Genomic DNA, 25,726 nt, shown 5'->3' on the forward strand with positions numbered 1-25,726 from the left:
CGGGGCCGCAGGCTCAGTGCCGGAAGTGGCGCACGCCCGAGAACACCATCACCACGCCGCGCTCGTCGGCCGCGTCGATCACTTCCTGGTCGCGCATCGAGCCGCCCGGCTGGATGACGCAACCCGCGCCCGCGTCCACCACCACGTCGAGGCCGTCGCGGAACGGGAAGAAGGCGTCGCTCGCCACCGCCGTGTCCTTGAGCGACAGGCCCGCATGCTCGGCCTTGATGCTGGCGATGCGCGCGGAGTCGAGGCGGCTCATCTGGCCGGCGCCCACGCCCATGGTCATGCCGTCGGCGCAGAACACGATCGCGTTGCTCTTGACGTACTTCGCGACCTTCCAGGCGAACAGCAGGTCTTGCAGCTGCTGCGGCGTGGGCTGCTTCTTGCTGACCACCTTGAGGTCGGCCAGGGCCAGCTCGTGGTTGTCGGCGGTCTGGATCAGGAGGCCCGAGCCGACGCGCTTGACGTCCATCGCGTTACGGCCGTTGTCCCAATCCGTGCTGCCGCCCTTCGGCAGCGCGATCTCGAGCACGCGCACGTTGAGCTTGGCCTTGGTGGCCTGGAACACTTCCAGCGCCTCGGGCGTGTAGCCCGGTGCCATCAGCACTTCGACGAACTGCTTGTTGACGGCCTGCGCGGTGGCCAGGTCGACCGGGCGGTTGAAGGCGATGATGCCGCCGAAGGCCGAGGTCGGGTCGGTCTTGAAGGCCTTGCTGTAGGCCTCGAGCGCGTCGGCGCCCACGGCCACGCCGCAGGGGTTGGCGTGCTTCACGATCACGCAGGCGGGCACGTCGAAGCTCTTCACGCATTCCCACGCCGCATCGGCGTCGGCGATGTTGTTGTAGCTGAGTTCCTTGCCCTGCAATTGCTTGGCCGACACGAGCGAACCGGGCGCCGGGTACAGATCGCGGTAGAAGGCAGCCTGCTGGTGCGGGTTCTCGCCGTAGCGCAGGTCCTGCACCTTCACGAAGCGGCCGTTGCTCTGCGCCGGGAACAGCGAGCGCGTGGGCGCGGGCTGGCCGATGCTGGCGTCGAAGTCGATGGCCGAGAGGTAGTCGCTGATCGCGCCGTCGTAGTCGGCGATGCGGTTGAACGCGGCCACCGAGAACGCGAACTTGGTCTTGTCGCTGAGCTTGCCGTCGGCCTGGAGTTCGGCCAGCGCCACGGCGTACTGCGAGGCGTCGGTGAGCACGCCCACGTCCTTCCAGTTCTTGGCGGCGCTGCGCACCATGGCCGGGCCGCCGATGTCGATGTTCTCGATGGCGTCTTCCAGCGTGCAGCCGGGCTTGGCCACGGTGGCTTCGAACGGGTACAGGTTGACCACCAGCAGGTCGATGGTGTCGATGCCGTGTTCCTTGATGGCGGCGACGTGCGCGGGCAGGTCGCGGCGCGCCAGCAGGCCGCCGTGGATCTTCGGGTGCAGCGTCTTCACGCGGCCGTCGAGCATTTCGGGAAAGCCGGTGTGGTCGGCGACCTCGGTCACCGGCAGGCCGGCGTCGGCCAGCAGCTTGGCGGTGCCGCCGGTGGACAGCAGCTTGACGCCCAGGCCATGCAGGGCCTGCGCGAATTCAAGGATGCCGGTCTTGTCGGAAACGGAAAGGAGTGCGGTCTGAGCCATGGGATATGCCGTGGAGTTATTTCAAAAGTTTGTGCTCGACCAATTTCTTGCGGAGCGTGTTGCGGTTCAGGCCCAGCCATTGGGCGGCCCGGGACTGGTTGCCTTCGGCGCGCGTCATGACGACGTCGAGCAGGGGTTTCTCGACCACGCGCACGAGCATCTCGTACATGCCGTCGGGTTCGGTGCCCCGCAGATCGCGAAAGTAGCTGTCCAGACTGCTGCGAACGCAGTCCTCGATGTGTTTCTTGCTCATTGCTTCTTCTCTTTTTGTCTTCGCTCAATCGACGGCGCAGGCCGTCTCCTCTTCTCCCGACGGCTCCTCGTCTGCCGTCGGGGCGGGCATGCGGTCCATGCGGTCCGCGAGCCCCTGGAAATAGTCGTCGACCGCGCGCAGCTGGCCGGCGCAGTCTTCGATGGCGTTCATCCGTGCGCGGAACGCCTCGCCGTCGGGCAGCGCGCGCACATACCAGCCGATGTGCTTGCGCGCCGTGCGCACGCCGCTGAACTCGCCGTACAGCGCGTAGTGCTCCACCAGGTGATCGAGCAGCAGCCGGCGCACCTCGGCCACCAGCGGCGGCGCCAGGTGGGTGCCGGTGTCCAGGAAATGCGCGATCTCCCGGAAGATCCACGGCCGGCCCTGCGCGGCGCGGCCGATCATCACGGCGTCGGCGCCCGTGGCCGCGAGCACGTCGCGCGCCTTCTCGGGCGAGCGGATGTCGCCGTTGGCCACCACCGGCACGCGCACCGCGGCCTTCACGGCGGCGATGGTGTCGTACTCGGCGTGGCCCTTGTAGCCCTGCTCGCGCGTGCGCCCGTGCACGGTGAGCATCTGCACGCCGGCCGATTCGAAGTCGCGCGCGAGCTTCACCGCGTTGCGGTGGTCTTCGCTCCAGCCGGTGCGCATCTTGAGCGTGACCGGCACGTTGAATGGTTGCGCCGCATCGACCACGGCCTGCACGATTTCCAGCGCCAGCGGCTCGTCGCGCATGAGCGCCGAGCCGGCCCACTTGTTGCAGACCTTCTTGGCCGGGCAGCCCATGTTGATGTCGATGATCTGCGCGCCGCGCTCGATGTTGTAGACCGCGGCCTCGGCCATCATGGCCGCGTCGGTGCCGGCAATCTGCACCGCAATGGGGCCCGGCTCGCCGTCGTGGTTGGCGCGCCGCGAGGTCTTCAGCGTGTTCCAGAGTTCCTTGCGCGAGGTGACCATCTCGCTGACCGCATAGCCCGCGCCGAGTTCGCGGCACAGCATGCGGAAGGGCCGGTCCGTCACGCCGGCCATGGGCGCGACGAACAGCCGGTTTTCCAGCGTGTGGGTGCCGATCTGCAAGGTCATGGGAAGGAGTGCTGTGCGGGTCGGCTGCTGAAAAATGAGGCACGATTGTAGCCACGTGGCATTTCAGCGACTGAAACGATTTACGCCTTTTTGCGCTTGCGACACAGGCGTAAACACCAGTATTTCGCGGGGCCTTCTCCCACGCGCTTGCGACGTGAGCGCTGCCTATACTTCGCCGACCTTATGCAAGCCTGGCTCGACGCACTCCTGGCGCTCCTCGCGCTCCCCCAGTACGGACTTTCGACGCTGTTCATCGCGGCCTTCGTGTCGGCCACGCTGCTGCCGGTGGGCTCCGAACCGATTTTGTTCGGCCTGCTGAAACTCAACCCCGAGATGTTCTGGCAGGCCATTGCCGTGGCCACCATCGGCAACACGCTGGGCGGCGCGGTCGACTGGTGGATGGGCTACGGCGCGCACAAGGTGGCCGACAAGTACTCGCACTCGAAACACCACCTGCGCGTGCTCGGCTGGCTCGAGCGGCTGGGCCCGAAGGCCTGCCTGCTGAGCTGGCTGCCGATCGTGGGCGATCCGCTGTGCGCGGTCGCCGGCTGGCTCAAGCTGCCGTTCTGGCCCTGCGTGGGCTACATGGCGATCGGCAAGTTCCTGCGCTACGTCACCATGACTTACGCGCTTCTATACGTCTTCCCGTCATGAAGCGCGCGGTCGAAAAAACTCAGCTCAGCAGTTCGTAGGGGCCACCGCGTTCCAGTGCGCGCTTGTAGGCCGGGCGCGCATGGATGCGCTCCAGATAGGCCATGAGCTTGGGCCGCCGCGCATCGAGCCCGCCGCGCGCCTGCGAGGCCTCGACCACGAAACTCATCTGGATGTCGGCGCCCGTGAATTCATTGCCCGCGAACCACTCGCTGCGGCCGAGTTCGGCCTCCATGAAATTCAGATGGCCCGTGATGTTCGGATGAATGAAGGCCGACTTCGCCTTCGCCGCGATGGCCTTGGCGATCGGCTTGGCGAAGAAGGGCATCTTGCTCGTCTCGATGCGGTCGAACACCAGCTTGAGCAACAGCGGCGACATCGCCGTGCCTTCGGCGAAGTGCAGCCAGTAGCGGTAGCGCAAGGCCTCGGGCGTGCCCGGCGCGGGCGCGAGCCGGCCCTGGCCGTAGCGCTCGATGAGCGACTCGATGATCGCGCCCGATTCCGCCAGCGTCGCGCCGTCGTCGGTCGTCACCACGGGCGACTTGCCCAGCGGATGCACGGCCTTCAGCGAAGCGGGCGCCAACATGGTCTTGGGGTCGCGCTGGTAATGGACGATCTCGTAGGGCAGCTCGAGCTCTTCGAGCAGCCAGAGCACACGTTGCGAGCGCGAGTTGTTCAGGTGGTGGACAGTGAGCATGGCGAATGAAGGCCTTCCGGCAGAGGATGCAGCGGGCGCGCAGTCTAACCACAACGCACGCGGCTTTCAGGCGCCCGCTGCGACAGCGTCACCGCCTACGGCAAACCGTGGACCTGCTTCCTACACTGGCCCGGATGGCTCCTCACTCCACGCGGCGCCGCCGCATCTCGCTGTTCATCACCGGACTCTGGCTCAGCCTTGCGGCCTGCCAGGCCTGGGCACTCACGCCCGAGGAGGTGTTCCGCAAGGTCGCGCCCGCGGTCTGGACCGTGAAGGGCGAGCGCGGCAACAACCAGACCGCCATCGGCAGCGCGGTGGCCGTGACCTCGGGCGCGCTGGCCACGGCCTGCCACGTGGTCGACGGCGCCGTCGCCGTCACCGTGGTGCAGGGCCCGACCACGCTGCGCATCGCCCGCATCGTGCGCGACCCCGATCCGTCGCGCGACCTGTGCGTGCTCACGAGCGAAACGCCGCTGCAGCTGCCCGCCGTGCAGATCGTCCCCGCCGCCGAGTTGCGCGTCGGCCAGCGCGTGTTCGCGGTCGGCAGCCCGCACGGCCTCGAACGCACGCTGAGCGAGGGCCTGATCTCGGCGCTGCGTCCGCGCGCGCCCGGGCAACTGCCGATCGTGCAAACGTCGGCGCCCGTATCTTCAGGCTCCAGCGGCGGCGGATTGTTCGACACCGAAGGCCGGCTGGTCGGCGTGACCGACAGCGTGGCGCCCGGCGGCGCGAACCTCGGCTTTGCCTATCCGGCGCAATGGGTGATGGAGCTGCCGCAGCGCGTGACCACGGAGCTGGCGACATGGCGCGACCTGCTGAAGAGCACCGGCGTGGTGTTCGGCCCCAACGGGGAACCCGCGCCGTCCGGCCATGCCGAGTTGTCGGACCTGCAGGCCCTGCCCTCCATCGGCGCCGACCCGACCCCGGTGCGCAATGCGTACCGTCAGTTCCTGCTGCAGGCCCGGCCCCGGATCTTCCTGATCACCGGCGATCAGAAGTTCGGCACTGCCACCAACTCGGCCGCGCTGACCGGGCATCTGAAAGGCTGCACTGAACGCAAGGTGACGTGCGCGGCCTATGCGGTGGACGACACCGTGGTGTGGGGCAAGCAGAAGACCGAGTGATCGAAGCGGCTCGCCGCAAGGCGGCCCGTTCGTGAAACACCGAGGAACCGGCTTTGCCGGGCCTCAGGTGCTGCCCCCGCAAGGGGCGAGCGAAATCAGGAACTGAACAGGAAGTTCATCACGTCGCCATCCTTCACGACGTATTCCTTGCCTTCCGACCGCATCTTCCCCGCGTCCTTCGCGCCCTGCTCGCCCTTGAAGGCGATGTAGTCGTCGAACGCGATGGTCTGGGCGCGGATGTAGCCCTTTTCGAAGTCGCCGTGGATCACGCCGGCGGCCTGCGGGCCGGTGTCGCCGATGTGGATGGTCCAGGCGCGCACTTCCTTCACGCCGGCGGTGAAGTAGGTCTGCAGGCCCAGCAGCTTGAAGGCGGCGCGGATCAGGCGGTTCAGGCCCGGCTCTTCCTGGCCGATCTCGGCGAGGAACATCTTCTTGTCTTCGTCGTCCATCTCGGCCAGGTCGGCTTCGATCTTGGCGCAGATGGCGACCACGGGCGCGCCCTGCTTGGCGGCGTACTCGCGCAGGCGGTCCAGGTAGGGGTTGTTCTCGAAGCCGTCTTCCGACACGTTGCCCACGAACATGGCGGGCTTGGCGGTGATGAGCGTGAAGCTCTTCACCAGCGGCATCTCTTCCTTCGTGAACTCGAGCGCGCGCACGGGCGTGTTCTCGTTCAGCGCGGCCTGGCAGCGTTCGAGCAGGCCGACGAGCTTCTGCGCGTCCTTGTCGCCCGAGCGGGCCACCTTGGTGTGGCGGTGCAGTGCCTTCTCGACCGTGGCCAGGTCGGCCAGGCAGAGTTCGGTCTGGATCACTTCGATGTCGGAGATCGGGTCGACCTTGCCGGCCACGTGGATCACGTTCTCGTCGTCGAAGCAGCGCACCACGTTCACGGTGGCGTCGGTCTCGCGGATGTGCGCCAGGAACTTGTTGCCCAGGCCTTCACCGGTGCTGGCACCGGCCACCAGGCCGGCGATGTCGACGAACTCGACGATGGCGGGCACCACGCGCTCGGGCTTGACGATCTCGCTCAGCTGGTCGAGCCGCGGATCGGGCACTTCCACCACGCCCACGTTGGGCTCGATGGTGCAGAACGGATAGTTTTCCGCTGCGATGCCGGCCTTGGTCAACGCATTGAAAAGGGTGGATTTACCGACGTTGGGCAGGCCGACGATGCCGCATTGCAAACTCATGGGAGGTCCTCTTGGGTAACCCCCGATTTTAGGCTGACCGGGTTCTCCCCCTGGCCAGGCGCCCTTCCCGCCACGCCGGCGCGTCCTTTTCCAAGGCGCTCGACTCCGCACGAAAGCCCTCTGGCAGAGGCTTCGAGGGCTGAAAGGCTCAGGGTTTGACCCGACTGGCAAACGTTTGCGCAAACGTTTCCCTCGATTAACATCGGAGCCCCCGGCACAGACCGGCGTTCCGCTCTGACCCCTCATTTCAGGAGACATCCACCATGAAGTTCACCCGCCGTACCCTGCAAAGCGCTGCCGCACTGACCTTGCTGGGCGCCATCGCCGGAACGCCCGCCTTCGCGCAGGACAAACCCAAGGTCGCGCTGGTCATGAAGTCGCTGGCCAACGAGTTCTTCCGCACCATGGAAGACGGCGCCAAGGCGCACCAGAAGGCCAACGCCGCGCAGTACACGCTGGTGGCCAACGGCATCAAGGACGAGACCGACACCGCCGCCCAGATCAAGATGGTCGAGCAGATGGTGGCGCAGAAGATCAACGCGCTGGTCATCGCGCCGGCCGATTCGAAGGCGCTGGTGCCGGTGATCAAGGCGGCCATCGACAAGGGCATCCTGGTCGTGAACATCGACAACCGGCTGGACGCCGACGCCCTGAAGGAAAAGGGTATCCAGGTGCCCTTCGTCGGCCCCGACAACCGCGCCGGCGCCAAGCTGGTGGGCGACGCGCTGGCCAAGGAGCTGAAGTCGGGCGACAAGGTCGGCATCATCGAAGGCGTGTCGACCACCTTCAATGCGCAGCAGCGCACGCTGGGCTACCAGGACGCCATGAAGGCCGGCGGCATGACCGTGGTCGGCGTGCAGTCGGGCCAGTGGGAAATCGACAAGGGCAACACCGTGGCCGCCGGCATGATGCGCGAGCACCCCGACCTGAAGGCCCTGCTGGCCGGCAACGACAGCATGGCGCTGGGCGCCGTGGCGGCCGTCAAGGCCGCGGGCAAGACCGGCAAGGTGCTGGTGGTGGGCTACGACAACATCGGCGCCATCAAGCCGATGCTGAAGGACGGCCGCGTGCTCGCCACCGCCGACCAGTTCGCCGCCAAGCAGGCGGTGTTCGGTATCGAGACCGCGCTGAAGGCCATCGCCGACAAGAAGAAGCAATCGGAAATGCCGGCCGAAGTGAAGACCGACGTGGTGCTCGTCACCAAATCCTCCAAGTAAGCCCTCCGCTCCCCTCAACAAGAAGAAGACTCCGTTTTGACTGCCGCCACCGACGCCGCCCTGCACCCGCCCTTACCCACCGCCGTGCTCTCCCTGAGCACGGTCGGCAAGGACTATGCGGCGCCGGTGCTCGACGGCGTTTCTCTCGAGCTGCGCGCCGGCGAGGTGCTCGCGCTCACGGGCGAGAACGGCGCGGGCAAGAGCACGCTGTCGAAGATCGTCTGCGGGCTGGTGCAGCCCACGCGCGGCGGCATGCTGCTCGATGGCCAGCCTTTCGCGCCGGCCTCGCGCCGCGATGCCGAGCGGCTGGGCGTGCGCATGGTCATGCAGGAACTCGGCCTCGTCACCACGCTGTCGGTGGCCGAGAACCTGCTGCTCGACCGCCTGCCGCACAAGAGCGGCTGGATCCGCCGCGCCACGCTGCACGAGCTGGCCGAGCGCCAGCTCGCCAAGATCGGCCTGGACGGCATCGACCCGGCCACGCCGGTGGCGCGGCTGGGCATCGGCCAGCAGCAGATGGTGGAGATCGCGCGCAACCTGCAGGACGACACGCGCGTGCTGGTGCTCGACGAGCCCACCGCCATGCTCACGCCGCGCGAAACCGCGCACCTGTTCGAGCAGATCGAACTGCTGAAGCTGCGCGGCGTGGCGATCGTCTACGTGTCGCACCGCCTCGAAGAGCTGCAGCGCATCGCCGACCGCGTGGCGGTGCTGCGCGACGGCAAGCTGGTCGACGTGCGCGCCATGGCCGGCGTGCGCGAATCCGAACTGGTGCAGCGCATGGTCGGGCGTGCGGTGCATGAGCACGAAGGCCGCGCGCGCCGCGTGGCGGGCCCGGTGCTGCTGAGCGCGCGCGGCATCGGCCGGGCGCAGGTGGTGCGCGACGTCGATCTCGAACTGCGCGCGGGCGAAGTCATGGGCCTGGCCGGCCTGGTCGGCTCGGGCCGCACCGAGCTCGTGCGGCTGCTGTTCGGCGCCGACCGCGCCGACCGCGGCGAGGTCGTGCTGCACGACGGCACGCCCGCCGCGCAGCCCGTGCGGCATGCGCGCAAGGGCTGGCGCTCGCCGATGCAGGCCATTCGCGCGGGCATCGGCCTCGTGACCGAAGACCGCAAGTCGCAGGGCCTGCTGCTCACGCAGCCGATCCGCGTCAACGCCACGCTGAGCGACCTCGGCGCCATCTCGCACGCCGGCTGGCTGCGCCGCGCCAAGGAACGGCAGATTGCGCGCCGGCTGGTCGAGCTGCTGCGCATCCGCTCGCGCAGCATCGAACAACCCGTGTCCACGCTCAGCGGCGGCAACCAACAGAAGGTGGTGTTCGCCCGCTGGCTGCACCGCGAATGCAAGGTGCTGCTGCTGGACGAACCCACGCGCGGCGTGGACGTGGGCGCGCGCGCCGACCTGTACGCCGAACTCGACCGCATGACCGACGCCGGCAAGGCGCTCCTGATGGTGTCCAGCGACCTGCGCGAGCTGATGGCCATGTGCGACCGCATCGGCGTGATGAGCGCCGGCCGCCTGGTCGCCGTGTTCGAGCGCGGCGAGTGGAGCGAACAGTCGCTGCTCGCCGCCGCCTTCAGCGACGCCACGGGCCGCGTGCCCGGTTCCCCGGCGGATTCCGCCCCTTCCGCATCCGCCCCGACTTCCGCCGACGCCTGACGACCATGAACGCAGCCTCTCCCTCTTCTCCTGCTTCCGCCGCCGCCGGCAAGCCGCCGTCTGCGCTCAAGGGCCAGCTCGGCACCTACCTGGGCCTGACGGTCGTGCTGCTGGGCATGATTGCGCTCTTCGGCTCGATGAGCGAATACTTCCTCACGCGCGAAACCTTCATCTCCATCGCCAACGAGATCCCGGCGCTGGCCGTGATGGCCGTGGGCATGACCTTCGTGCTGATCATCGCGGGCATCGACCTGTCGGTGGGCTCGGTGCTCGCGCTGAGCGCGGCCGTCACGGCCGCCGCCATCCTCGAATGGAAACTCTCGGTGCCGCTGGCCGCCCTGCTCGGCCTGGCCACCGGCCTCATCTGCGGCACGGTGACGGGCGCGGTGTCGGTCGCGTGGCGGCTGCCGAGCTTCATCGTTTCGCTGGGCATGCTCGAGGCCGTGCGCGGCGGCGCCTACCTGGTCACCGACTCGCGCACGCAGTACGTGGGCGACGCCATCTCGGGCCTGGCCGCGCCGTGGATCGGCGGCATCTCGGCCGCCTTCGTGCTCGCCGTGGTGCTGGTGGCCGTGGGGCAGCTGGTGCTCACGCGCAGCGTGTTCGGCCGCCACGTGGTGGGCATCGGCACGAATGAAGAAGCCATGCGCCTGGCGGGCATCGACCCGCGGCCGATCCGCATCATCGTGTTCGCCGTGACCGGCCTCTTGGCCGGGCTCGCGGGCCTGATGCAGTCGGCCCGCCTCGAAGCGGCCGACCCGAACGCGGGCGTGGGCATCGAGCTGCAGGTGATCGCGGCTGTGGTCATCGGCGGCACCAGCCTCATGGGCGGGCGCGGCTCGGTGGTCAACACCTTCTTCGGCGTGCTGATCATCGCCGTGCTCGAAGCCGGCCTGGCCCAGGTGGGCGCGAGCGAACCAAGCAAGCGCATCATCACGGGCGCGGTGATCGTGGTGGCCGTCATCATCGACACCCTGCGCCAGCGCCGGGCCGATCGTCGACTGGCCTGAGCCTCAAGGAACCCAGAGAAAACCATGGCCACCATCAAGGACGTCGCACTCCAGGCGGGCGTTTCCGTCACCACCGTGTCGCACGTCGTCAACGACACGCGCCACGTGAGCGCCAAGGTGCGCGAGCGCGTCGAGCTGGCGATCCGCGAACTGGGCTACGTGCCCAACGCGATGGCGCGCAGCCTCAAGAGCAACACCACCTCGACGCTGGGCATGCTGATTCCCAACAGCTCGAACCCCTACTTCGCCGAGATCGTGCGCATCGTGGAAGACCGCTGCTTCGGCGCCGGCTACACGCTGGTGCTGTGCAACACCGACGACGAGCCCCGGCGCCAGAGCGTGTACCTGCAGGTGCTGGCCGAGCGCCGCATCGACGGGCTCATCGTGGTGTCGACCGGCGCCGATGAAGACGACTCGCTCGCCACCCAGCTGCGCGGCCTGCGCATTCCCACCGTGCTGGTCGACCGCGAGATCGCCGACCCGGCCTGCGACCTGGTGGAAACCGCGCACATGCAGGGCGGCCTGCTCGCGGTGCGGCACCTGCTGTCGCTGGGCCACAAGCGCATCGCTTGCATCGGCGGTCCGCTGGGCGTGACCTCGAGCGAGCAGCGCATCGAAGGCTGGCGCATGGCGTTGGCGGAGACCGGATCGGCACCGAACGCCGACGCGCTGCTGTGGCGCGGCGGCTTCACCAGCCAAGGCGGCTACGAGGCGATGCACGCCATCCTGCGCACCGAGCAGAAGCCCTCGGCCGTGTTCGTGTGCAACGACCTGATGGCCATCGGCGCGCTGCGCGCCGCGCATGAAAGCGGCGTGCGCGTGCCCGACGAACTGTCCATCGTCGGCTTCGACGACATCGAACTGTCGGCCTACACCAGCCCGCCGCTCACCACCGTGGCCCAACCCAAGGAGCGCATCGGCGCGCTGGCGGTCGACATGCTGCTGGAGCGCATGGGCGGCAAGCGCCGCGACGCGCGCAAGGTCGTGCTGCAGCCCGAGCTGCGCGTGCGCGCCTCGACCGCGCGCCACGCGGGCTTTCGCGAAGCCGGCGTGACGCCCGCTCCTTCCACCACCGCCACACCTTCCAAGTCCCGCAGCTCGTGAGCCTTCAGCCTCTTTCTTCCTCCACGCCGTCTTCGCCGCCGCGCATCGTGGTGCTCGGCAGCCTGAACATGGACATCGTGCTGCGCGTGCCGCACGCGCCAGCCGCGGGCGAAACCCTGCTGGGCCGCTCGATCGACGCCATTCCCGGCGGCAAGGGCGCCAACCAGGCCGTGAGCTGCGCACGCCAAGGCGCGCAGGTGCAGATGATCGGCTGCGTGGGCGACGACGCACATGGCGCGGCCCTGCGCAATGCGCTCGCGCGCGACGGCATCGACACCGCCGCGCTGCGCACCGTGGCGGGCGAGCCGACCGGCACGGCGCTGATCCTCGTGGAAGACAGCGGCCAGAACCGCATCGTGATGATTCCCGGCGCCAACGCGCGCGTCGCCATCGACGAAGCCTCGCTGACGCAGCAGGTGCAGGGCGCGGCCTTCCTCGTCGCGCAGTTCGAGACCCCGATGGACCAGGTGACACGCGCCATCAACGCCGCGCACGACGCGGGCTGCGCGGTGATGCTCAACCCCTCTCCGGTGCAAGCCATCGCCGAGGCGCTCTGGCCCCGCATCGACACGCTGGTGGTCAACGAGATCGAGGCGCAGACCCTGTCAGGCCAGAACGCCGACAGCCCCGAGGAAGCAGCGCAGGCCGGCCAGGCACTGCGCGCGCGCGGCATCGCCCGCGTGGTCGTGACGCTGGGTTCGCGCGGCGCCGTGGCGGTCGACGCCGACGGCGCCCGCCACCATCCCGCGCCGAAGGTGCAGGCCGTCGACACCACCGCCGCCGGCGACACCTTCCTGGGCGCGCTTGCCGTGGCGCTGGGCGAAGGCCAATCGTTCGACGAGGCCGTGCGCCTGGGCATCCGCGCCGCCGCGCTGTGCATCCAGCAGCCCGGCGCCCAACCCTCCATTCCGCTGCGCGACGCCGTGCTGCGCAGCCCCCTGCCCCCCGACTGGATCACGCTGTGAAACGCTCTCCCCTGCTGCACGCCGAACTCTCCCACGTGATCGCCTCGATGGGCCACGGCGACATGCTGGTGATCGGCGACGCCGGCCTGCCCATTCCCGACGGCCCGCGCCGCATCGACCTGGCCGTGGCACGCGGTGTGCCGGGGATCAGCGATGTGCTCAAGGCGGTGCTGTCCGAGATGCAGGTCGAAGCCATCGTGGTGGCCGACGAAGCGCTGCAAGGCGATGCGAAGGCGCTGCCAGGCTGGTACCCGCAGTCGCTGGGCATCGCGCCACAAACGGTGTCGCACGAGGAATTCAAGCGCCGCAGCGCGAAGGCCCGCGCCATCGTGCGCACGGGTGAATGCACGCCCTACGCGAACATCATCCTGGTCGCCGGCGTGAAGTTCTGAGGCTCTGAGCGACTGCCCACGGTCTGTCTGGGGTCAGATCGGGCATTGTTCAGGGCGCGCTCCCGCCGACGGGGCACCTTGCTCCGCGAATGTCCTCCGGCCTTCGGCCTCCCCCTTGATTTCGCTGCGCAAGGCACCCCATCAGCGTGAGCGTTGTTCGCAGCAGTCGTTGATCGCCCGCAAGCGCAGAGCGTGCCCTCGTGCGCAGGGCATCGGGGGCTCCCCGCAGCGAAATCAAGGAGGAGGCCGCAGGCCGGGGGACATTCGCGGAGGGGAGTACCCGGTGTCCTGTGCACGCACCCCGAGTTGACCGCACGCCGCTCAGGCGCGCGCCATGCCCTTCACTCGAAGCGGTAGTTCGCGCCGACGGACTGCCCCACCTTGAGCATGTGCTCCACGCCCTGCACCACGATGCAGTTCATGCCGAAGGTGATGCCGCCGTCCACACGCGCGTCGGCGCGGTAGGTGCGCAGCATGTCGCCGACCTCGGGGCTGCTGAGCGCGGTGGCCGGGTCGATGTCGGGAATGGGGCAGCGCGTGCAGGGCTTGACCGGGCGCAGCTCGGCCTCGCCTTCGCCGGTGGTGACGTGCAGCGCGTCGACCCGGTCTTCGTCGTGCGACTCGATGCCGGCCAGCACGATGTTCGGGCGGAAGCGCTCGATGCCGACCGGGCCGTGGCCCGCCGCCGCCAGGCGCTCGTTGAGCTCGGCGATCGAGCCTTCGCTGGCCACCAACAGCGGGAAGCCGTCGGCGAACTGGTTCAGCGCCTCGACGCCGTCGGTCCACTTCAGGCTCGACAGGCGCTGGTGCTCGGGGTCGAAGCGCACCAGGCGCAGCGTCTGCGGCTTGCCGGGCTCGGAGAGGAAATCGCTGAACCACTGGGCCGCGATGTCACCCATGTCGTAGGCCGCCACCTCGTCCTTCCACACGCGCACGCGCACCGGCTGCTCGACGCGGTCGAAGGCCAGGTGCAGCGCCAGCATGCCGGGCGCGCGCAGCACGACCTCGGTGTGCTTCATCTGCGGCTGGATGAGCGCCATGCGCGGCAGCTGCCGCTGGGTGACGAACTCGCCCTGCGCATCGACCACCATCCAGGCCCGGTCGAACTCCAGGCCGGTTTCGGTGAGCAGCATCTCGTCGAGCTCGACGCCGGCGCACGACTTGACGGGGTACACGAACAGGCGGGCGATGGTGGCCTGGAGATCGAAAGCGGGCGGCTGCGACACGGTGGGGGTTCCTTTGAAATCGCTGGCCATTCTCCCGCATGAACGGGTATCGGCGCCCGCGCGCGAGGCAACTCCTACAATCATCCGATGGCCCTTTCTCCCGAAGTTTGTATCCGCGGCGCCGGCATCGTCGGCCGCACGCTGGCGCTGCTGCTGGCGCGCGAACGCGTGCGTGTCGCGCTCGTGGTGCCGCCGGCCCCTGCGGGCAAGGAAGACATCCGGGCGTACGCGCTCAACGCGGCGTCCCGCACCATGCTCGAATCGCTGCGCGCCTGGCCCGACACCGCCCATGCCACGCCGGTGCACGAGATGCAGGTGCATGGCGACGACGGCGGCCGCGTGCAGTTCAGCGCCGCGCGCCAGAAGGTCGAGGCGCTGGCCTGGATCGTCGACGTGCCCGCGCTCGAGCAGCAACTGGCCGACGCGGTGCGCTTCCAGCCCCTGATCGACGTGGTGACCGAGCCCGTGGCCGCGCCGCTCACGGTGGTGTGCGAAGGCAAGGCCAGCGCCTCGCGCGCGGCGCTGGGCGTGAGCTACGAGGTCACGCGCTACCCGCAGCACGCCATTGCCGCGCGGCTCGAGGCCGCGCACACGCACGACGGCATCGCGCGCCAATGGTTCAACGACCGCGGCGAGGTGTTCGCCCTGCTGCCGCTGGGCGGCGTGCACGGCAAGACGCTGGCGCTGGTGTGGTCGGTCGACCAGCTGCGCGTGCCCGAGCTGGTCGCGCAAGGCGCCGAAGAATTCAATGCCGCCGTGAGTGAGGCCAGCCACGGCGAGCTGGGCTCGCTGCGGCTCACGAGCGAACGCGCCGTGTGGCCGCTGTCGCGCGCCATCGCCGACCGCTGGTCGGGTGCGATGCCGGGCCAGCCCACCCAGTCCTGGGTGCTCGCGGGCGACGCCGCCCACACGGTGCATCCGCTCGCGGGCCAGGGCCTGAACCTCGGCCTGGCCGATGCGGCCGCGCTGGCCGACGTGATCCGCACCCGCGACTACTGGCGCAGCGTGGGCGACGCCCGCCTGCTGCGCCGCTACGAACGCGCCCGCCGCGCCGACGTGCTGCAGATGAGCCTGGCCACCGACGGATTGCAGCAACTTTTCTCGCACAACCTGGGGCCACTGCCTGCGTTGCGCAACTGGGGCATGCGCGGTTTCGACCGCACGCGCTTCGTGAAGCACTGGATCACCGCACAAGCCATGGGCCTGAAGGCCTGACGCCCCGCGCCCACCAGCCCTCCACCTTTTTCCCGAAACCTTCCCGATGACCTTCGTCCGCCACCTTCTCGTCGCCGCCTGCGCGCTGCTCACGCTCTCCACCGCCGGCGCGGGCGAGGCCGAGATCCGCAAGAACCTGCCGACGCACATCCCGCAGCTGCCGCCCATCGAGGAAGTCACCAAGACGCCCGTGCCGGGCCTGTACGAAGTGCGCGTCAACGGCAGCCAGATCCTGTACACCGACGAGCAAGGCGGCTACCTGCTGCAGGGCAGCCTGATCGACGCCAAGACCCGCCGCAATCTCACCGAAGAGCGCGTCGAGAAGCTCACCGCCGTCGCCTTCGACAAGCTGCCGCTGAAAGACGCCATCAAGATCGTGCGCGGCAACGGCAAGCGCAAGGTCGCGGTCTTCGAAGACCCGAACTGCGGTTATTGCAAGCGCTTCGAGAAGGACATGAAGAAGGTCGACAACGTGACCGTCTACATGTTCCTGTACCCCGTGCTCGGCCCCGATTCGACCGCCAAGTCGCGCGACATCTGGTGCAGCAAGGACCCGGGCAAGGCCTGGGCCGACTGGATGGAAGGCAACGTCAAGCCCGCCGCCGCAGCCACCAGCTGCAACGTGACGGCGCTGGAGCGCAACGTGGAGTTCGGCCGCAAGTACAACATCACCGGCACGCCCACGCTGATCTTCACCGACGGCAGCCGCGTCCCGGGCGCCATTCCCGCCGAGCAGGTCGAGAAGCAGCTCGCCGCCGCCAACTGATCCGATGGCGACGACCTCCGCTTCCCGGCGCACGGCCGCGGCCACCGCCGCGCCCGCCGTGCATTGCCGCATCGAGTGCGCCGACCTGCATGCGCGCCTGTTCGCCGTCACGCTGACCATCGCCGCGCCCGCCGCGCAGCAGCGCGTGGCGCTGCCGGTGTGGATTCCGGGCAGCTACCTCGTGCGCGAGTTCGCCAAGAACCTGCAGGGCCTGCGCGCCACGCAGGGCCGCCGCAAGCCGGTGCTGACGCAGCTCGACAAGTGCAGCTGGCAGCTCGACTGCGTGCCGGGCCAGCCGCTGGTGCTGCACTACCAGGTCTGCGCCTACGACAACTCGGTGCGCACCGCCTGGCTCGACGCCACGCGCGGCTTCTTCAACGGCACCAGCGTGTGCCTGCGCGTCGAAGGCCAGACCGAGGCGCCGCACGCGCTGGAGATCGTGCCGCCCGCGCTGCCGGCCGACGCCGCGCGCTGGTCGTGTGCCACCGCGCTCGTGCCGACGAAGGCCGACAAGCACGGCTTCGGCAGCTACCGCGCCGCCGGCTACGACGAACTGGCCGACAGCCCGGTCGAGATGGGCGCCTTCTGGAGCGCCGAGTTCGACGCCTGCGGCGTGCCGCACCGCTTCGTGATCGCGGGCGCCGCGGCCTCGTTCGACGGCGAGCGCCTCATTGCCGACACCAAGGCCATCTGCGAAGCCGAGATCCGCTTCTGGCACGGCGACAAGGCCGGCAAGCGCGGCGGGCCGAAGCTGCCGATCGACCGCTACGTGTTCATGCTCAACGCGGTGGACGACGGCTACGGCGGGCTCGAGCACCGCCACTCCACCGCGCTCATCTGCAACCGCCGCGACCTGCCGCTGCGCGGCGAAAAGAAGAAGCAGCCCGAGGGCTACACCACGCTGCTAGGCCTCATCAGCCACGAGTACTTCCACACCTGGAACGTCAAGCGCATGCGCCCGGCGGAGTTCGCGAGCTACGACTACAGCCGCGAGAACTACACGCAGCTGCTGTGGTTCTTCGAAGGCTTCACGAGCTACTACGACGACCTGCTGCTGCGCCGCGCCGGCCGCATCGACGACGCCGCCTACCTGCGCCTGCTCAACAAGACCATCAACCAGGTGCTGCAGACGCCCGGCCGGCTGGTGCAGCCGGTGGCCGACGCGAGCTTCGACGCCTGGGTCAAGTACTACCGCCAGGACGAGCAGACGCCCAACAGCACCGTCAGCTACTACACCAAGGGTGCGCTGGTGGCGCTGTGCTTCGACCTCACGCTGCGTCAGGAAGGCAAGGGCACGCTCGACGACGTGATGCGCCACCTCTGGACGCACAGCAACGGCGGCCCGATCAGCGAGGCCGACATCGCCGCCGCGCTCGAAGCCGTGGGCGGGCGCTCGTACGCCCCGGAACTCGCACGCTGGGTGCATTCGACCGACGAACTCCCGCTGGCCGACCTGCTGCGCGCGCACGGCGTGGCCACGCTCGACGACCCCTCGCAACCCGCGCAGGCGCTCGGCTTGCGCGTGGCCGAAACCGGCGGCAGCGTGCAGATCAAGGTGGTGCTGCGCGGCGGCGCCGCCGAAAAGGCCGGTTTCTCGGCCAACGACGAATGGCTCGGTATCGAGTTGCCGGCCGTCGGTGGTCGCGGCAAGGGTGCGGCGCAACCCGCACAGGCTTGGCGCCTCACCAAGCTCGACGACCTGGCGCTGTACCTCGGTGATGCCACCAAGTGCACCGCCCTCGTCGCCCGCGACCGCCGGCTGCTGCGCCTGCCGCTCACGCTGCCGACGGGCTCGACCACGTGGCGGCTGTTCTCGCACGACGCGGCCAGGATCTCGGCCTGGCTCGCAGCCAAGCCGTAATTTCTTCCGTTCAGGCCGGGTGATCGACGGCCGCCGCCAGCGGCGGCCGCACGAACAGCATCGGCTGCGGCTCGCCCACCAGCACGCAGGGCTTGCCGGTGCGGCGGCAGTGGTCCTGCACGCGCCAGTAGGCGCCGTGGCTCACGCAGCCGGTCTGGCAGATCACGAGGTCGGCGGCGCGCAGGCCCGCCTCGAGCGCCGCGGGGTCGTCGGCCTCGTCGCCGCCGTCGTGGTGCAGGTAACGGCCACCGGCAATCTCCACGAGCTGGCGCGCCAGCGAAGGCGCCTCGGGCGTCGCTTCCGAACGGCCCACGCACAGCACCGACTTGGCCCGCAGGTCGGCCGGCATCTGCGGCCCTGGCGGCAAGGCATGGTGGCGCCGGCCGCCCGGCGCCAGCAGCGCATGCAGGCGCTGGGGCAAGGCAGTGCCTCTGTCGGCGCGCGCCGCCAGTTCCTCGCGCACGATGGCGATCGCCGAGTCGCGCGCCACCAGTGCGCCGCGCAACCGCACGATCTGCGCCTCGAGCCGCTCGACCCGGGCGGCCTGTTCCACCAGCAGGCGCGAGCAACGCTCCTGCACCCGGGCATAGGCCCGCAGCAACACGGCATGTTCTTGCATCGGGAAGTCCATGGCGGCCATTCTAGATGAGAACAATTCTCAAATGAAACACCCGCGCGTCAGCGGGCCCGAAGCCTGGCTGGGTATAGTGGGACGCGTTTTTTTCCCCACCTCCCCCGGAGACAGCGACACCATGAGCTACGAAAACATCGACGTGCGGACCGAAGCAGGCAAGGTCGGCATCATCACCCTCAACCGCCCCAAGGCCCTCAATGCGCTGAACGACGCGCTGATGACCGAGCTGGGCCAGGCGCTCAAGGCCTTCGACGCCGACGACGCCATCGGCTGCATCATCCTCACGGGCAGCGAGCGCGCCTTCGCGGCCGGCGCCGACATCGCGGCGATGGCCAAGTACAGCTTCATCGACACCTACAAGGGCGACTACATCACGCGCAATTGGGAAACCATCCGCTCGATCCGCAAGCCGGTGATCGCGGCCGTGAGCGGCTTCGCACTGGGCGGCGGCTGCGAACTCGCGATGATGTGCGACTTCATCATCGCGGCCGACAACGCCAAGTTCGGCCAGCCCGAGATCAAGATCGGCGTGATCCCCGGTGCCGGCGGCACCCAGCGCCTGCCGCGTGCGGTGGGCAAGAGCAAGGCCATGGACATGGCGCTCACCGCCCGCATGATGGACGCCGCCGAAGCCGAGCGCGCGGGCCTCGTGAGCCGCGTGGTGCCTTTTGAAAAGCTGGCCGACGAGGCGCTGGGCGCCGCGCTGATCATCGCGGGCTTCTCGCAGATCGCCGTGATGGCGGCCAAGGAATCGGTCAACCGCGCCTTCGAGAGCGGCCTGAGCGACGGCGTGATGTTCGAACGCCGCCTGTTCCACGCGCTGTTCGCCACGCAGGACCAGAAGGAAGGCATGGACGCCTTCCTGGCCAAGCGCCAGCCGGATTTCAAGAACGCCTGATCAGACTGATCGTCGCGGGCCCGGCGGCCGCAGCAGCGGTTGCCGTCAGCGGGCTCGCGACAGCGCCGTGCGCAGCGCGTCGAGCGCCTGCGCCGGCGGCATGCCGATGGCGGCGGGGCCGCCCGGCTGCGGCGTCCACCGCACCTGGTCGCCCGCGATCTCGAGCACGGCCAGCAACGCGCCGTCGCGTCGCAGTTCGATGCGCGCCTCGACCGGCGCACCCAATTCCCCGCCCGACACGGTGGCCGCGCGCGCCACGGTGTTCACCAGCGCCGCGAGGCCTTCGGTGTCGCCGCGCGCCTGGCGCGTGGTGGCGCCGGCGCGCGTGATGTCGAGGGTGGTCCAGCGGTCCAGGGCCGTGAAGCCGCCGGTCGCGACGGCTTCGGTGACTGCGCGCGGCGCCGCCTTGGCGGCGGCCGACGGAGCCGGCGCGGCTTGCACGGGAGCGGCGCGGCGCTGCATGCCGGCGACATTCGCGCTGGCACCGCCTTGCGCGGCAAGCGACTGCACCGTCTCTGCGGACTCGCGCTGCATCGGCGCTGCAGGCGCTGCAGGCGCTACGGCCGGCGCCGGCGGTGCGGCTGCGTAGGGCATCGGACTCTGGCCGACATCGGCCATGGGCGGCGCGACCGGCATGGGCGCGGATGCGATGGCCGGTGCGGCGGGTGCAGTCACGGGCGCCGGGGCTTGCACCACCGGGGCCGCGGGCGCCGCCTTTTCCATGGTCCGTGCTTCGTCCTTCTGGACCGACGCCGCCGCAGGGGCTTCGCGCCGCCGCGACGCTTCACGCGTGTCCTGCGTCTCGCGCTGCTTCAGGGTTTCTTTCGCATCGCGCGCCGCTTCGCTGCGCTGCGCTGCGGGCGGTGTCATGTCCGCCGTTGCGGCCGGCTCAGCGGCGGGCGCAGGTGGCACAGGAGCCGCTGCCACTGCCGGCGCTTCCGCCGTTTGCGCAGGCGGTGCTGACGCCGGCGCGGGCGCCCCGGCCACTTGCGCCTCGCCATCAAGCCGCGCGTCGGGCACCGGCTCGCGATGCCACAGCACGGTGACGAAGGTCGCCACGAGCACGGTCGCGAAGGCCGCGTTCCACGGCATGCGCGAGCGGGGGCTGCCGCCGCCGAACAGGCGTCGCCACCACGGCGCGGCCTGCACCGTAGGGCCGGCCGCCGGCGCGGAGGCCGCGGCGAGGTTGTGCGCCATCTTCAGGATCGCCTCGCGCGTGTGGGCCGCGGGCACGGCGTCGCGGTCGGGCGCGTGGTCCAGCGCGCGACGCAGCCGCGCGTCGTGCAGGTCGTCGTCCATGCCGGTGCTCATGCCCGCTGCTCCAGCACCGACAGGTAGCGTTCCATGCAGCCGCGCAGCTTCTGCAGCCCGTAGCGCAGACGGCTGCGCACGGTCTCGAAGCCGATCTCCAGCCGGGCCGCGAGCGCGTCGACGGTGAGGCCGTCTTCATGGTGCAGAAGAAAAGCCGCGCGCTGCTCGGCCGGCAGTTCGTCGAGGCAGATCAGCAACCGACGACCGGCGGCGCGCCAGAACGCCAGCTCTTCGGCCGACGGATGCGCCGACAAGTCGGTGGCACCGTGCACGCCGCGGTCCAGCGCCGGCACCGCATCGCCTTCGTCGTCGGTCGCATGGCCATCGAGCGTCACCTCGCGCCCGCTCACGCGCAGGCGGTCCATCGCGAGGTTGTGCGCGATGGTGAAGGCCCAGGTGCGCCAGGTGGCGCCCTGCGGCGAGAAGCTGTCGCGCGCCGAGATGATCCGCACCCAAGTGTCCTGGAACACCTCGTCGGCCTGCGCGGCCAGCCGCGCGCCGAGCAGGCGCTTGACGAAGCGGAACAGGCCGCCTTCGTGGCGTGCATAGAGCACGTCGAAGGCGGCGGCGTCGCCGTGGGCGTAGGCCAGCATCAACTGATCGTCGGGCATGGCGTCGCGCTCGGTGGCGGTGCGGGCAGCAGCAGAAGGGGCGCGTGGCAGCGCAGACATCGCAGGATTGTCACCCGAGCTTGTACGGCTCACGGCGGCGATCGGGGTTAGGTCGAAACGCGATCCGACGCATTCGATTGCAGAAAAATCGACCTGAAAACGCCGGGAGTTGAACTGGGCCCAAAGCCTGGGCTATAATTTTGGGCTCGGTGCTGAATTGCACTGACGGCTCTTTAGCTCAGTCGGTTAGAGCGATGGAATCATAATCCACAGGTCCGCGGTTCGAGTCCGTGAAGAGCCACCAACACAGCCTCCCCGCCCCGGCGGAATGGCTCAAAAAGCCCTAAGTTTTCAACGACTTAGGGCTTTTTTCGTTCAGGCGTCCGATGCCGTCTCGCCCACCGGCACCCGGTCCAGCCGGAACGCCTCGGGCTCGCAGTGCACCAGGCGCCAGCCGTGGGCGCCGTGCAGCTGCAACTCGTCCACCACGTCCGTCAGCGTGCCGATGAGTTCGTTGCCCCAGAACCTGCGCGCGCCGCGCACGGGGTTGAGCATCTGCCGCAGCCGCGGAATCGACAGCACGCGCTCGGCGTTGAAGAAGAACTCCAGCGCGAGGTCGAAGGTGACCGGGTCGACGCGCTGCGTGCGGCCCGGGAAGCTCACGCTGCGGTCCATCGGCTGGAAGCTGTAGGCGCCCCACACGAGCGGCGTTGGCATCGCGCACGCCAGGCCGCGCGTTCGGAGCGACAGCAGGATGGTGCGGTAGAAGTCGTCGAACGCCGGTGCCGCCGCGGGCGGGCGCCCCCGCAGGTGCCGCGTGGGCGCGGGCGCCTCCTGCGCCAGCGGAACGACCTTCGTCCCCATCAACGACAGCACGTCCGGCGCCTCCTCGCTCGCCGCCTCGGGCACGTCGGCCAGGAACAGCAGGTTCAGGCGGTCGCCCAGCGTCGCCAGTTCGTCGATGCTGGTGAAGACCAGCGGCGCCACGCCCAGCGCGCGCAGCACGCGCCGCGCGTACTCGCGCTCGCGCAGCGCATGGCCGAGCACGCCGATGCGGCGGGCGGGGCGCGCCAGGGGCTCCGAGGGTGCGGCGAAGAAGCGGCTCATGCGCGAGCGGCCTCGCGGTTCGCCGTGGCGCCAACGGCTGCGGGGCAATGCTTTCGGGGGCTCGGGCCGCGGTTCGCGACCCCGGTGATCAGGACCGGCATGGGTGCTCGAAATTCTCAAAAGAATGAATGAAGCCGCGTCCGCTGCGCCCGCGCTTCATGCCGCATGCGATGCGGCACAAGGCAGCGGGCCCACTGAGGCAACCCGGCGTTCACCCATCCTAGGAAGGCCCGCACGGCCCGTACATAGGACTATTCCGAAAAGCCGCGCCTTTCGCGCCCCTCAGAGCACCTTTGCGCCGCGCAGCCAGTCCAGCAGCATGGCCGAGTCGGCGCGCATGCGCAGGTCGGCGGCCTCGGCGTCGAAGCGCGTCGTCACCTGGGCCGACTGGTTGTTGTAGTGGTCGCTCTCGGCCGTGAGCACGTCCAGCAGCGTGCGCTTGCCCAGGTGGTACCACTGCTCGTAGAAGATCTTGCGCACGCGGTCGGTTTCCTGGATCAGCTCGGTGTACTCGCCGGCACGGCTGGCCGCCGCGTCGCGCTGCTCGGCGGAGGTGCGCAGCCGGTAGGCCAGGTCGCGCGCCGAGGCCTCGGCCTTTTCCTCGCCGGCCGCCGCGCGCTCGAAGGCCGCGCGTTCCGACGCCCGCCCCGAGCCGCCCTGGAACGCGTTCCACTGCAGCGACAGGCCCGTGGACCACGGCTGCTTGTTGCCCGCCGAATCTTCCTGCGTGCTCTTGCCGACCACCCAGTTCAGCTGCGGCAGGCGCCCGGCCTTTACCGACTCCGCATACAGGCCCGCGGCCTTCGCCTCGGCCCGCGCCTGCTGCATGGCCGGATGCTCGGCGCCCGCAATCAGGGCGTCCTGCAGCGCGACCGGACGGATCTCCCATGCCAGGTCGGCCGGCCACTGCACCTCTTCGCCGACCAGCTTCACGAGGCTCACCTGCACTTCGCGCAGCTTGGCCACGATGGCGTCGCGGCCGGTCACGGCCTGCAGGCGGCGTGCGCGCGCCTGCGTGAGTTCGCTGGCGCGGCCGCGGTCGCTCTGCACGATCTGGCTCAGCATGTCGACCAGCTCTTCCATGCGCTTCACATAACCCTGGCTGGCCTCGAGCGCCGCCTGGTGGCGCCGCTGTTCGAGCAGCGCCGACACGGTGTCGTACGCGATCTTCTGGCGCACCTGCTGCGCCGCCTGGTAGGCCGCCTTCGAGGTCTCGGTGCGGCTGTCGATGGTGGCGCTCAGGCGCCCCCAGTCGTACACCGGCGTGGTGATCGCGAGGTTGCCCGACGCGCTGCGCGTGCCGCTGTTGTTGGCGCCGCCGCCGAAGGTCGCGGAAGGCGACGACACGCCCACCTGCACCTGCGGCCAACGCTGGCCCTTGGCCTGGTCGATGTCGTACTCGGCCGCCTTCCAGTTGGCCTGCGCCTCGCGCGCCTCGGCGCTGAGCTCGAGCGCCTTGCGCACGTTCTCGTCGAGGTAGGCGCGCAGGCGCTCGCCCGCGTCGGCGCTGAGGCCCATCGCCGAAGCGGACGCCACCACCTTGCGCCTCTGGAACGGCGGCGGCGATGCGGCCACGAACGGCGCCGGCATCGGCATGGCCACAGGCGCCACGGCAACCGCCACGGTCGGTGCTGCAGCCAACCGCCGCGCCACCTTCAGCGCGGGCGCCTCGTCCTGCGACGCATGCGCCACCGACGCACCGGCGCCGAACAGCATCGACACCGACAGCAACGCGCACACGCCCGACTGCATGGATTTGTTCTTCTTCGTTTTCATGATGACTTCGACTCCTGCTCAGCGTTCGCGGAACGCTTCGCGCGCCTTGAGCACCGGCTTCAGCAGGTAGCTCAGAACTGATTTCTCGCCCGTGCGGATCTCGACCGTGGCGGTCATGCCGGGAATGATGGGGAACTCCTTGTCGCCCGCGCTCAAGGAGGCCTTGTCCGTGCGCACCAGCAACCGGTAGTACGACGTGTCGCCGCGCGCGCCCTGGCGTGCCTTGTCGTCGTCCTTCAACGTGTCGGGGCTCAGGTGCTCCACCGTGCCGGTGAGGCCGCCGTAGATGCCGTAGTCATAGGCCGAAATCTTCACGGTGGCCGGCAACGTCGGGCGGATGAAGGCCACGTCCGAGGGCTTGATCTTGGCTTCCACCAGCAGCTGGTCTTCCAGTGGCACGATCTCCATGATGTCCGCGCCCTGCTGGATCACGCCGCCGATGGTGTTCACGCGGATGTTCTTCACGGTGCCCTTCACGGGCGCCTTGATGGTGGTGCGCTTCATCACGTCTTCGCGCGCGCCCATGTTCTCCTTGGCCTGCGCCAGCTCGCCCTCGAAGCGCGTGAGCTCGGCGTTGGCCTCGGCCCGGTACTTGTTCTGGCGCTCGGCGATCTGCAGGCGGAACTCGTTGGCCTGGCGCTTCATGCGCAAGACTTCCACTTCCGACATCAGGCCGCGCGCCGACAGCGGCTCCGACAGCGAGATCTCGCGCTCGGCCAGCTGCAGGCTGCGCTGCAGCGCGCCCACGCTCTCGTTGAGCGTCTGGCGGCGTGCGTTGTAGGCCTGCGTCTCGTCGCGCACGATCGAGTCCACGCCCTGCACGTCCGGCGGAAACGCCAGCGGCTGCGCATAGGCCTCGGCGCGCAGGCGGGCAATGGAGCCCTTCAGCGCTTGCACCTTCGACAGCCCTTCGCGGTACGACGCGCCCGCGCGCGTCGGGTCGATCTCGAGCAGGATCTGCCCGCGCTCGACCACGTCGCCTTCGTGCACGTTCATCTCTTCCAGGATGCCGCCCTCCAGGCTCTGGATGATCTGCTCGCGGCTGGCCGGAATCACACGGCCTTCGCCCTGCGTGATCTCTTCCACCTTGGCAAAGTGCGCCCACACGCCGCCGACCACGAGGATCGTTGCGATGAGGTACAGCACCGCCAGGCTGCCCGGCGTCTTCTGCACCAGCATCGCTTCGCGCAGGTCCTTCACGAAGGGCGAGTCTTCGTTGCGTGCCTGGCCGCTCGGGCCCGGGCGCTTCGCGGGCAGCTTCGCCACGGGGGCCGGCACCTTCGCCGGCAAGGCCGCGCCGGGCATGGGCCCCGCGGTGGTTTCATTCGTGTTCATGGCATCGTTTCCTTGCATCGGGT

General features: G+C 69.3%; 24 protein-coding genes and 1 tRNA gene. 13 read left to right on the plus strand and 12 right to left on the minus strand.

What is annotated here, in order from left to right; translation table 11 throughout:
• Positions 1–13 precede the first annotated feature (13 nt).
• The 3 genes from purH to dusB are packed head-to-tail and all read right to left on the minus strand — an operon-like array spanning position 14 to position 2,957.
• Positions 14–1,621, minus strand: coding sequence for a bifunctional phosphoribosylaminoimidazolecarboxamide formyltransferase/IMP cyclohydrolase (gene purH, locus AC3WQR_RS15390; protein WP_492742617.1), 1,608 nt, complete (start codon positions 1,619–1,621; stop codon positions 14–16).
• Positions 1,622–1,637: 16 nt separating this feature from the next.
• A complete protein-coding gene (locus tag AC3WQR_RS15395; RefSeq protein WP_056577757.1) occupies positions 1,638–1,874 on the minus strand; it encodes a Fis family transcriptional regulator in 237 nt (78 codons plus the stop codon).
• Positions 1,875–1,898: 24 nt separating this feature from the next.
• Positions 1,899–2,957 carry a tRNA dihydrouridine synthase DusB gene (gene dusB, locus AC3WQR_RS15400; RefSeq protein ID WP_492742619.1) on the minus strand — a complete coding sequence of 353 codons (1,059 nt, stop codon included), beginning with the start codon at positions 2,955–2,957 and terminating at the stop codon, positions 1,899–1,901.
• Positions 2,958–3,140: 183 nt separating this feature from the next.
• On the opposite strand from dusB, the gene AC3WQR_RS15405 reads away from it, so the two are divergent.
• Positions 3,141–3,611 (plus strand): YqaA family protein, encoded by a 471-nt coding sequence (locus AC3WQR_RS15405; protein WP_056577751.1) that lies wholly within the window; start codon positions 3,141–3,143, stop codon positions 3,609–3,611.
• Positions 3,612–3,630: 19 nt separating this feature from the next.
• Here the strand turns inward: AC3WQR_RS15405 and AC3WQR_RS15410 are convergent, their stop codons facing one another.
• Positions 3,631–4,305 (minus strand): glutathione S-transferase, encoded by a 675-nt coding sequence (locus AC3WQR_RS15410; RefSeq protein ID WP_492742620.1) that lies wholly within the window; start codon positions 4,303–4,305, stop codon positions 3,631–3,633.
• 134 nt (positions 4,306–4,439) lie between these two features.
• Here AC3WQR_RS15410 and AC3WQR_RS15415 point away from each other — a divergent pair, with 134 nt between their 5' ends.
• Entirely contained in the window at positions 4,440–5,429 is a 990-nt protein-coding gene (locus tag AC3WQR_RS15415) for a trypsin-like peptidase domain-containing protein (RefSeq protein WP_492742622.1), read from the plus strand.
• A 95-nt stretch (positions 5,430–5,524) separates the two neighbouring features.
• Here AC3WQR_RS15415 and ychF read toward each other — a convergent pair whose 3' ends face one another.
• Entirely contained in the window at positions 5,525–6,616 is a 1,092-nt protein-coding gene (gene ychF / locus AC3WQR_RS15420; RefSeq protein WP_095948031.1) for a redox-regulated ATPase YchF, read from the minus strand.
• A gap of 263 nt (positions 6,617–6,879) precedes the next feature.
• Here ychF and AC3WQR_RS15425 point away from each other — a divergent pair, with 263 nt between their 5' ends.
• Genes AC3WQR_RS15425 through rbsD form a run of 6 tightly spaced genes read left to right on the plus strand, consistent with a single transcriptional unit; the run spans position 6,880 to position 12,963 of the window.
• Positions 6,880–7,833 carry a sugar ABC transporter substrate-binding protein gene (locus AC3WQR_RS15425; RefSeq protein WP_062479141.1) on the plus strand — a complete coding sequence of 318 codons (954 nt, stop codon included), beginning with the start codon at positions 6,880–6,882 and terminating at the stop codon, positions 7,831–7,833.
• Positions 7,834–7,869: 36 nt separating this feature from the next.
• Complete coding sequence (locus AC3WQR_RS15430) at positions 7,870–9,492, plus strand: sugar ABC transporter ATP-binding protein (RefSeq protein WP_492742623.1); 1,623 nt, start codon at positions 7,870–7,872, stop codon at positions 9,490–9,492.
• Positions 9,493–9,497: 5 nt separating this feature from the next.
• Positions 9,498–10,502 (plus strand): ABC transporter permease, encoded by a 1,005-nt coding sequence (locus tag AC3WQR_RS15435; protein WP_062482008.1) that lies wholly within the window; start codon positions 9,498–9,500, stop codon positions 10,500–10,502.
• A gap of 24 nt (positions 10,503–10,526) precedes the next feature.
• Positions 10,527–11,606 carry a LacI family DNA-binding transcriptional regulator gene (locus AC3WQR_RS15440; protein ID WP_492742625.1) on the plus strand — a complete coding sequence of 360 codons (1,080 nt, stop codon included), beginning with the start codon at positions 10,527–10,529 and terminating at the stop codon, positions 11,604–11,606.
• Complete coding sequence (gene rbsK, locus AC3WQR_RS15445) at positions 11,603–12,571, plus strand: ribokinase (RefSeq protein ID WP_492742626.1); 969 nt, start codon at positions 11,603–11,605, stop codon at positions 12,569–12,571. The genes AC3WQR_RS15440 and rbsK overlap by 4 nt, the downstream gene beginning before the upstream one ends.
• Complete coding sequence (rbsD, locus tag AC3WQR_RS15450; protein ID WP_492742628.1) at positions 12,568–12,963, plus strand: D-ribose pyranase; 396 nt, start codon at positions 12,568–12,570, stop codon at positions 12,961–12,963. The genes rbsK and rbsD overlap by 4 nt, the downstream gene beginning before the upstream one ends.
• Positions 12,964–13,304: 341 nt before the next feature.
• Here rbsD and AC3WQR_RS15455 read toward each other — a convergent pair whose 3' ends face one another.
• Positions 13,305–14,219 (minus strand): MOSC domain-containing protein, encoded by a 915-nt coding sequence (locus tag AC3WQR_RS15455; protein ID WP_492742630.1) that lies wholly within the window; start codon positions 14,217–14,219, stop codon positions 13,305–13,307.
• Between the two features lie 57 nt (positions 14,220–14,276).
• Between AC3WQR_RS15455 and AC3WQR_RS15460 the strand changes: the two genes are divergently transcribed.
• From AC3WQR_RS15460 to AC3WQR_RS15470, 3 genes are read left to right on the plus strand one after another with little or no spacing between them, the layout of a single operon-like run.
• A complete protein-coding gene (locus AC3WQR_RS15460; protein WP_492686528.1) occupies positions 14,277–15,404 on the plus strand; it encodes an FAD-dependent monooxygenase in 1,128 nt (375 codons plus the stop codon).
• A gap of 46 nt (positions 15,405–15,450) precedes the next feature.
• Positions 15,451–16,170, plus strand: coding sequence for a DsbC family protein (locus AC3WQR_RS15465; protein ID WP_070062774.1), 720 nt, complete (start codon positions 15,451–15,453; stop codon positions 16,168–16,170).
• A 4-nt stretch (positions 16,171–16,174) separates the two neighbouring features.
• A complete protein-coding gene (locus tag AC3WQR_RS15470) occupies positions 16,175–18,031 on the plus strand; it encodes a M61 family metallopeptidase (RefSeq protein ID WP_492742632.1) in 1,857 nt (618 codons plus the stop codon).
• Between the two features lie 10 nt (positions 18,032–18,041).
• Here the strand turns inward: AC3WQR_RS15470 and AC3WQR_RS15475 are convergent, their stop codons facing one another.
• Positions 18,042–18,650, minus strand: a complete 609-nt coding sequence (locus AC3WQR_RS15475) for a DUF2325 domain-containing protein (protein ID WP_492742633.1) — start codon at positions 18,648–18,650, stop codon at positions 18,042–18,044.
• A 133-nt stretch (positions 18,651–18,783) separates the two neighbouring features.
• Between AC3WQR_RS15475 and AC3WQR_RS15480 the strand changes: the two genes are divergently transcribed.
• A complete protein-coding gene (locus tag AC3WQR_RS15480) occupies positions 18,784–19,563 on the plus strand; it encodes an enoyl-CoA hydratase (RefSeq protein WP_062481985.1) in 780 nt (259 codons plus the stop codon).
• A 45-nt stretch (positions 19,564–19,608) separates the two neighbouring features.
• On the opposite strand, the gene AC3WQR_RS15485 is transcribed toward AC3WQR_RS15480, so the two are convergent.
• A complete protein-coding gene (locus AC3WQR_RS15485; protein ID WP_492742635.1) occupies positions 19,609–20,874 on the minus strand; it encodes a hypothetical protein in 1,266 nt (421 codons plus the stop codon).
• Entirely contained in the window at positions 20,871–21,545 is a 675-nt protein-coding gene (locus AC3WQR_RS15490; protein ID WP_492742637.1) for a sigma-70 family RNA polymerase sigma factor, read from the minus strand. The genes AC3WQR_RS15485 and AC3WQR_RS15490 overlap by 4 nt, the downstream gene beginning before the upstream one ends.
• A 167-nt stretch (positions 21,546–21,712) precedes the next feature.
• Here AC3WQR_RS15490 and AC3WQR_RS15495 point away from each other — a divergent pair.
• Positions 21,713–21,789, plus strand: a tRNA-Met gene (locus tag AC3WQR_RS15495).
• 71 nt (positions 21,790–21,860) lie between these two features.
• Here AC3WQR_RS15495 and AC3WQR_RS15500 read toward each other — a convergent pair.
• From AC3WQR_RS15500 to AC3WQR_RS15510, 3 genes are all read right to left on the minus strand, one after another.
• A complete protein-coding gene (locus tag AC3WQR_RS15500) occupies positions 21,861–22,592 on the minus strand; it encodes a hypothetical protein (RefSeq protein WP_492742638.1) in 732 nt (243 codons plus the stop codon).
• 282 nt (positions 22,593–22,874) lie between these two features.
• Complete coding sequence (locus AC3WQR_RS15505) at positions 22,875–24,368, minus strand: TolC family protein (protein WP_492742639.1); 1,494 nt, start codon at positions 24,366–24,368, stop codon at positions 22,875–22,877.
• 18 nt (positions 24,369–24,386) lie between these two features.
• Complete coding sequence (locus AC3WQR_RS15510) at positions 24,387–25,703, minus strand: HlyD family type I secretion periplasmic adaptor subunit (RefSeq protein ID WP_492742640.1); 1,317 nt, start codon at positions 25,701–25,703, stop codon at positions 24,387–24,389.
• Between the last annotated feature and the right edge of the window lie 23 nt (positions 25,704–25,726).

This window comes from Variovorax sp. FW305-3-2-15-B-LB1, from assembly GCF_058787635.1.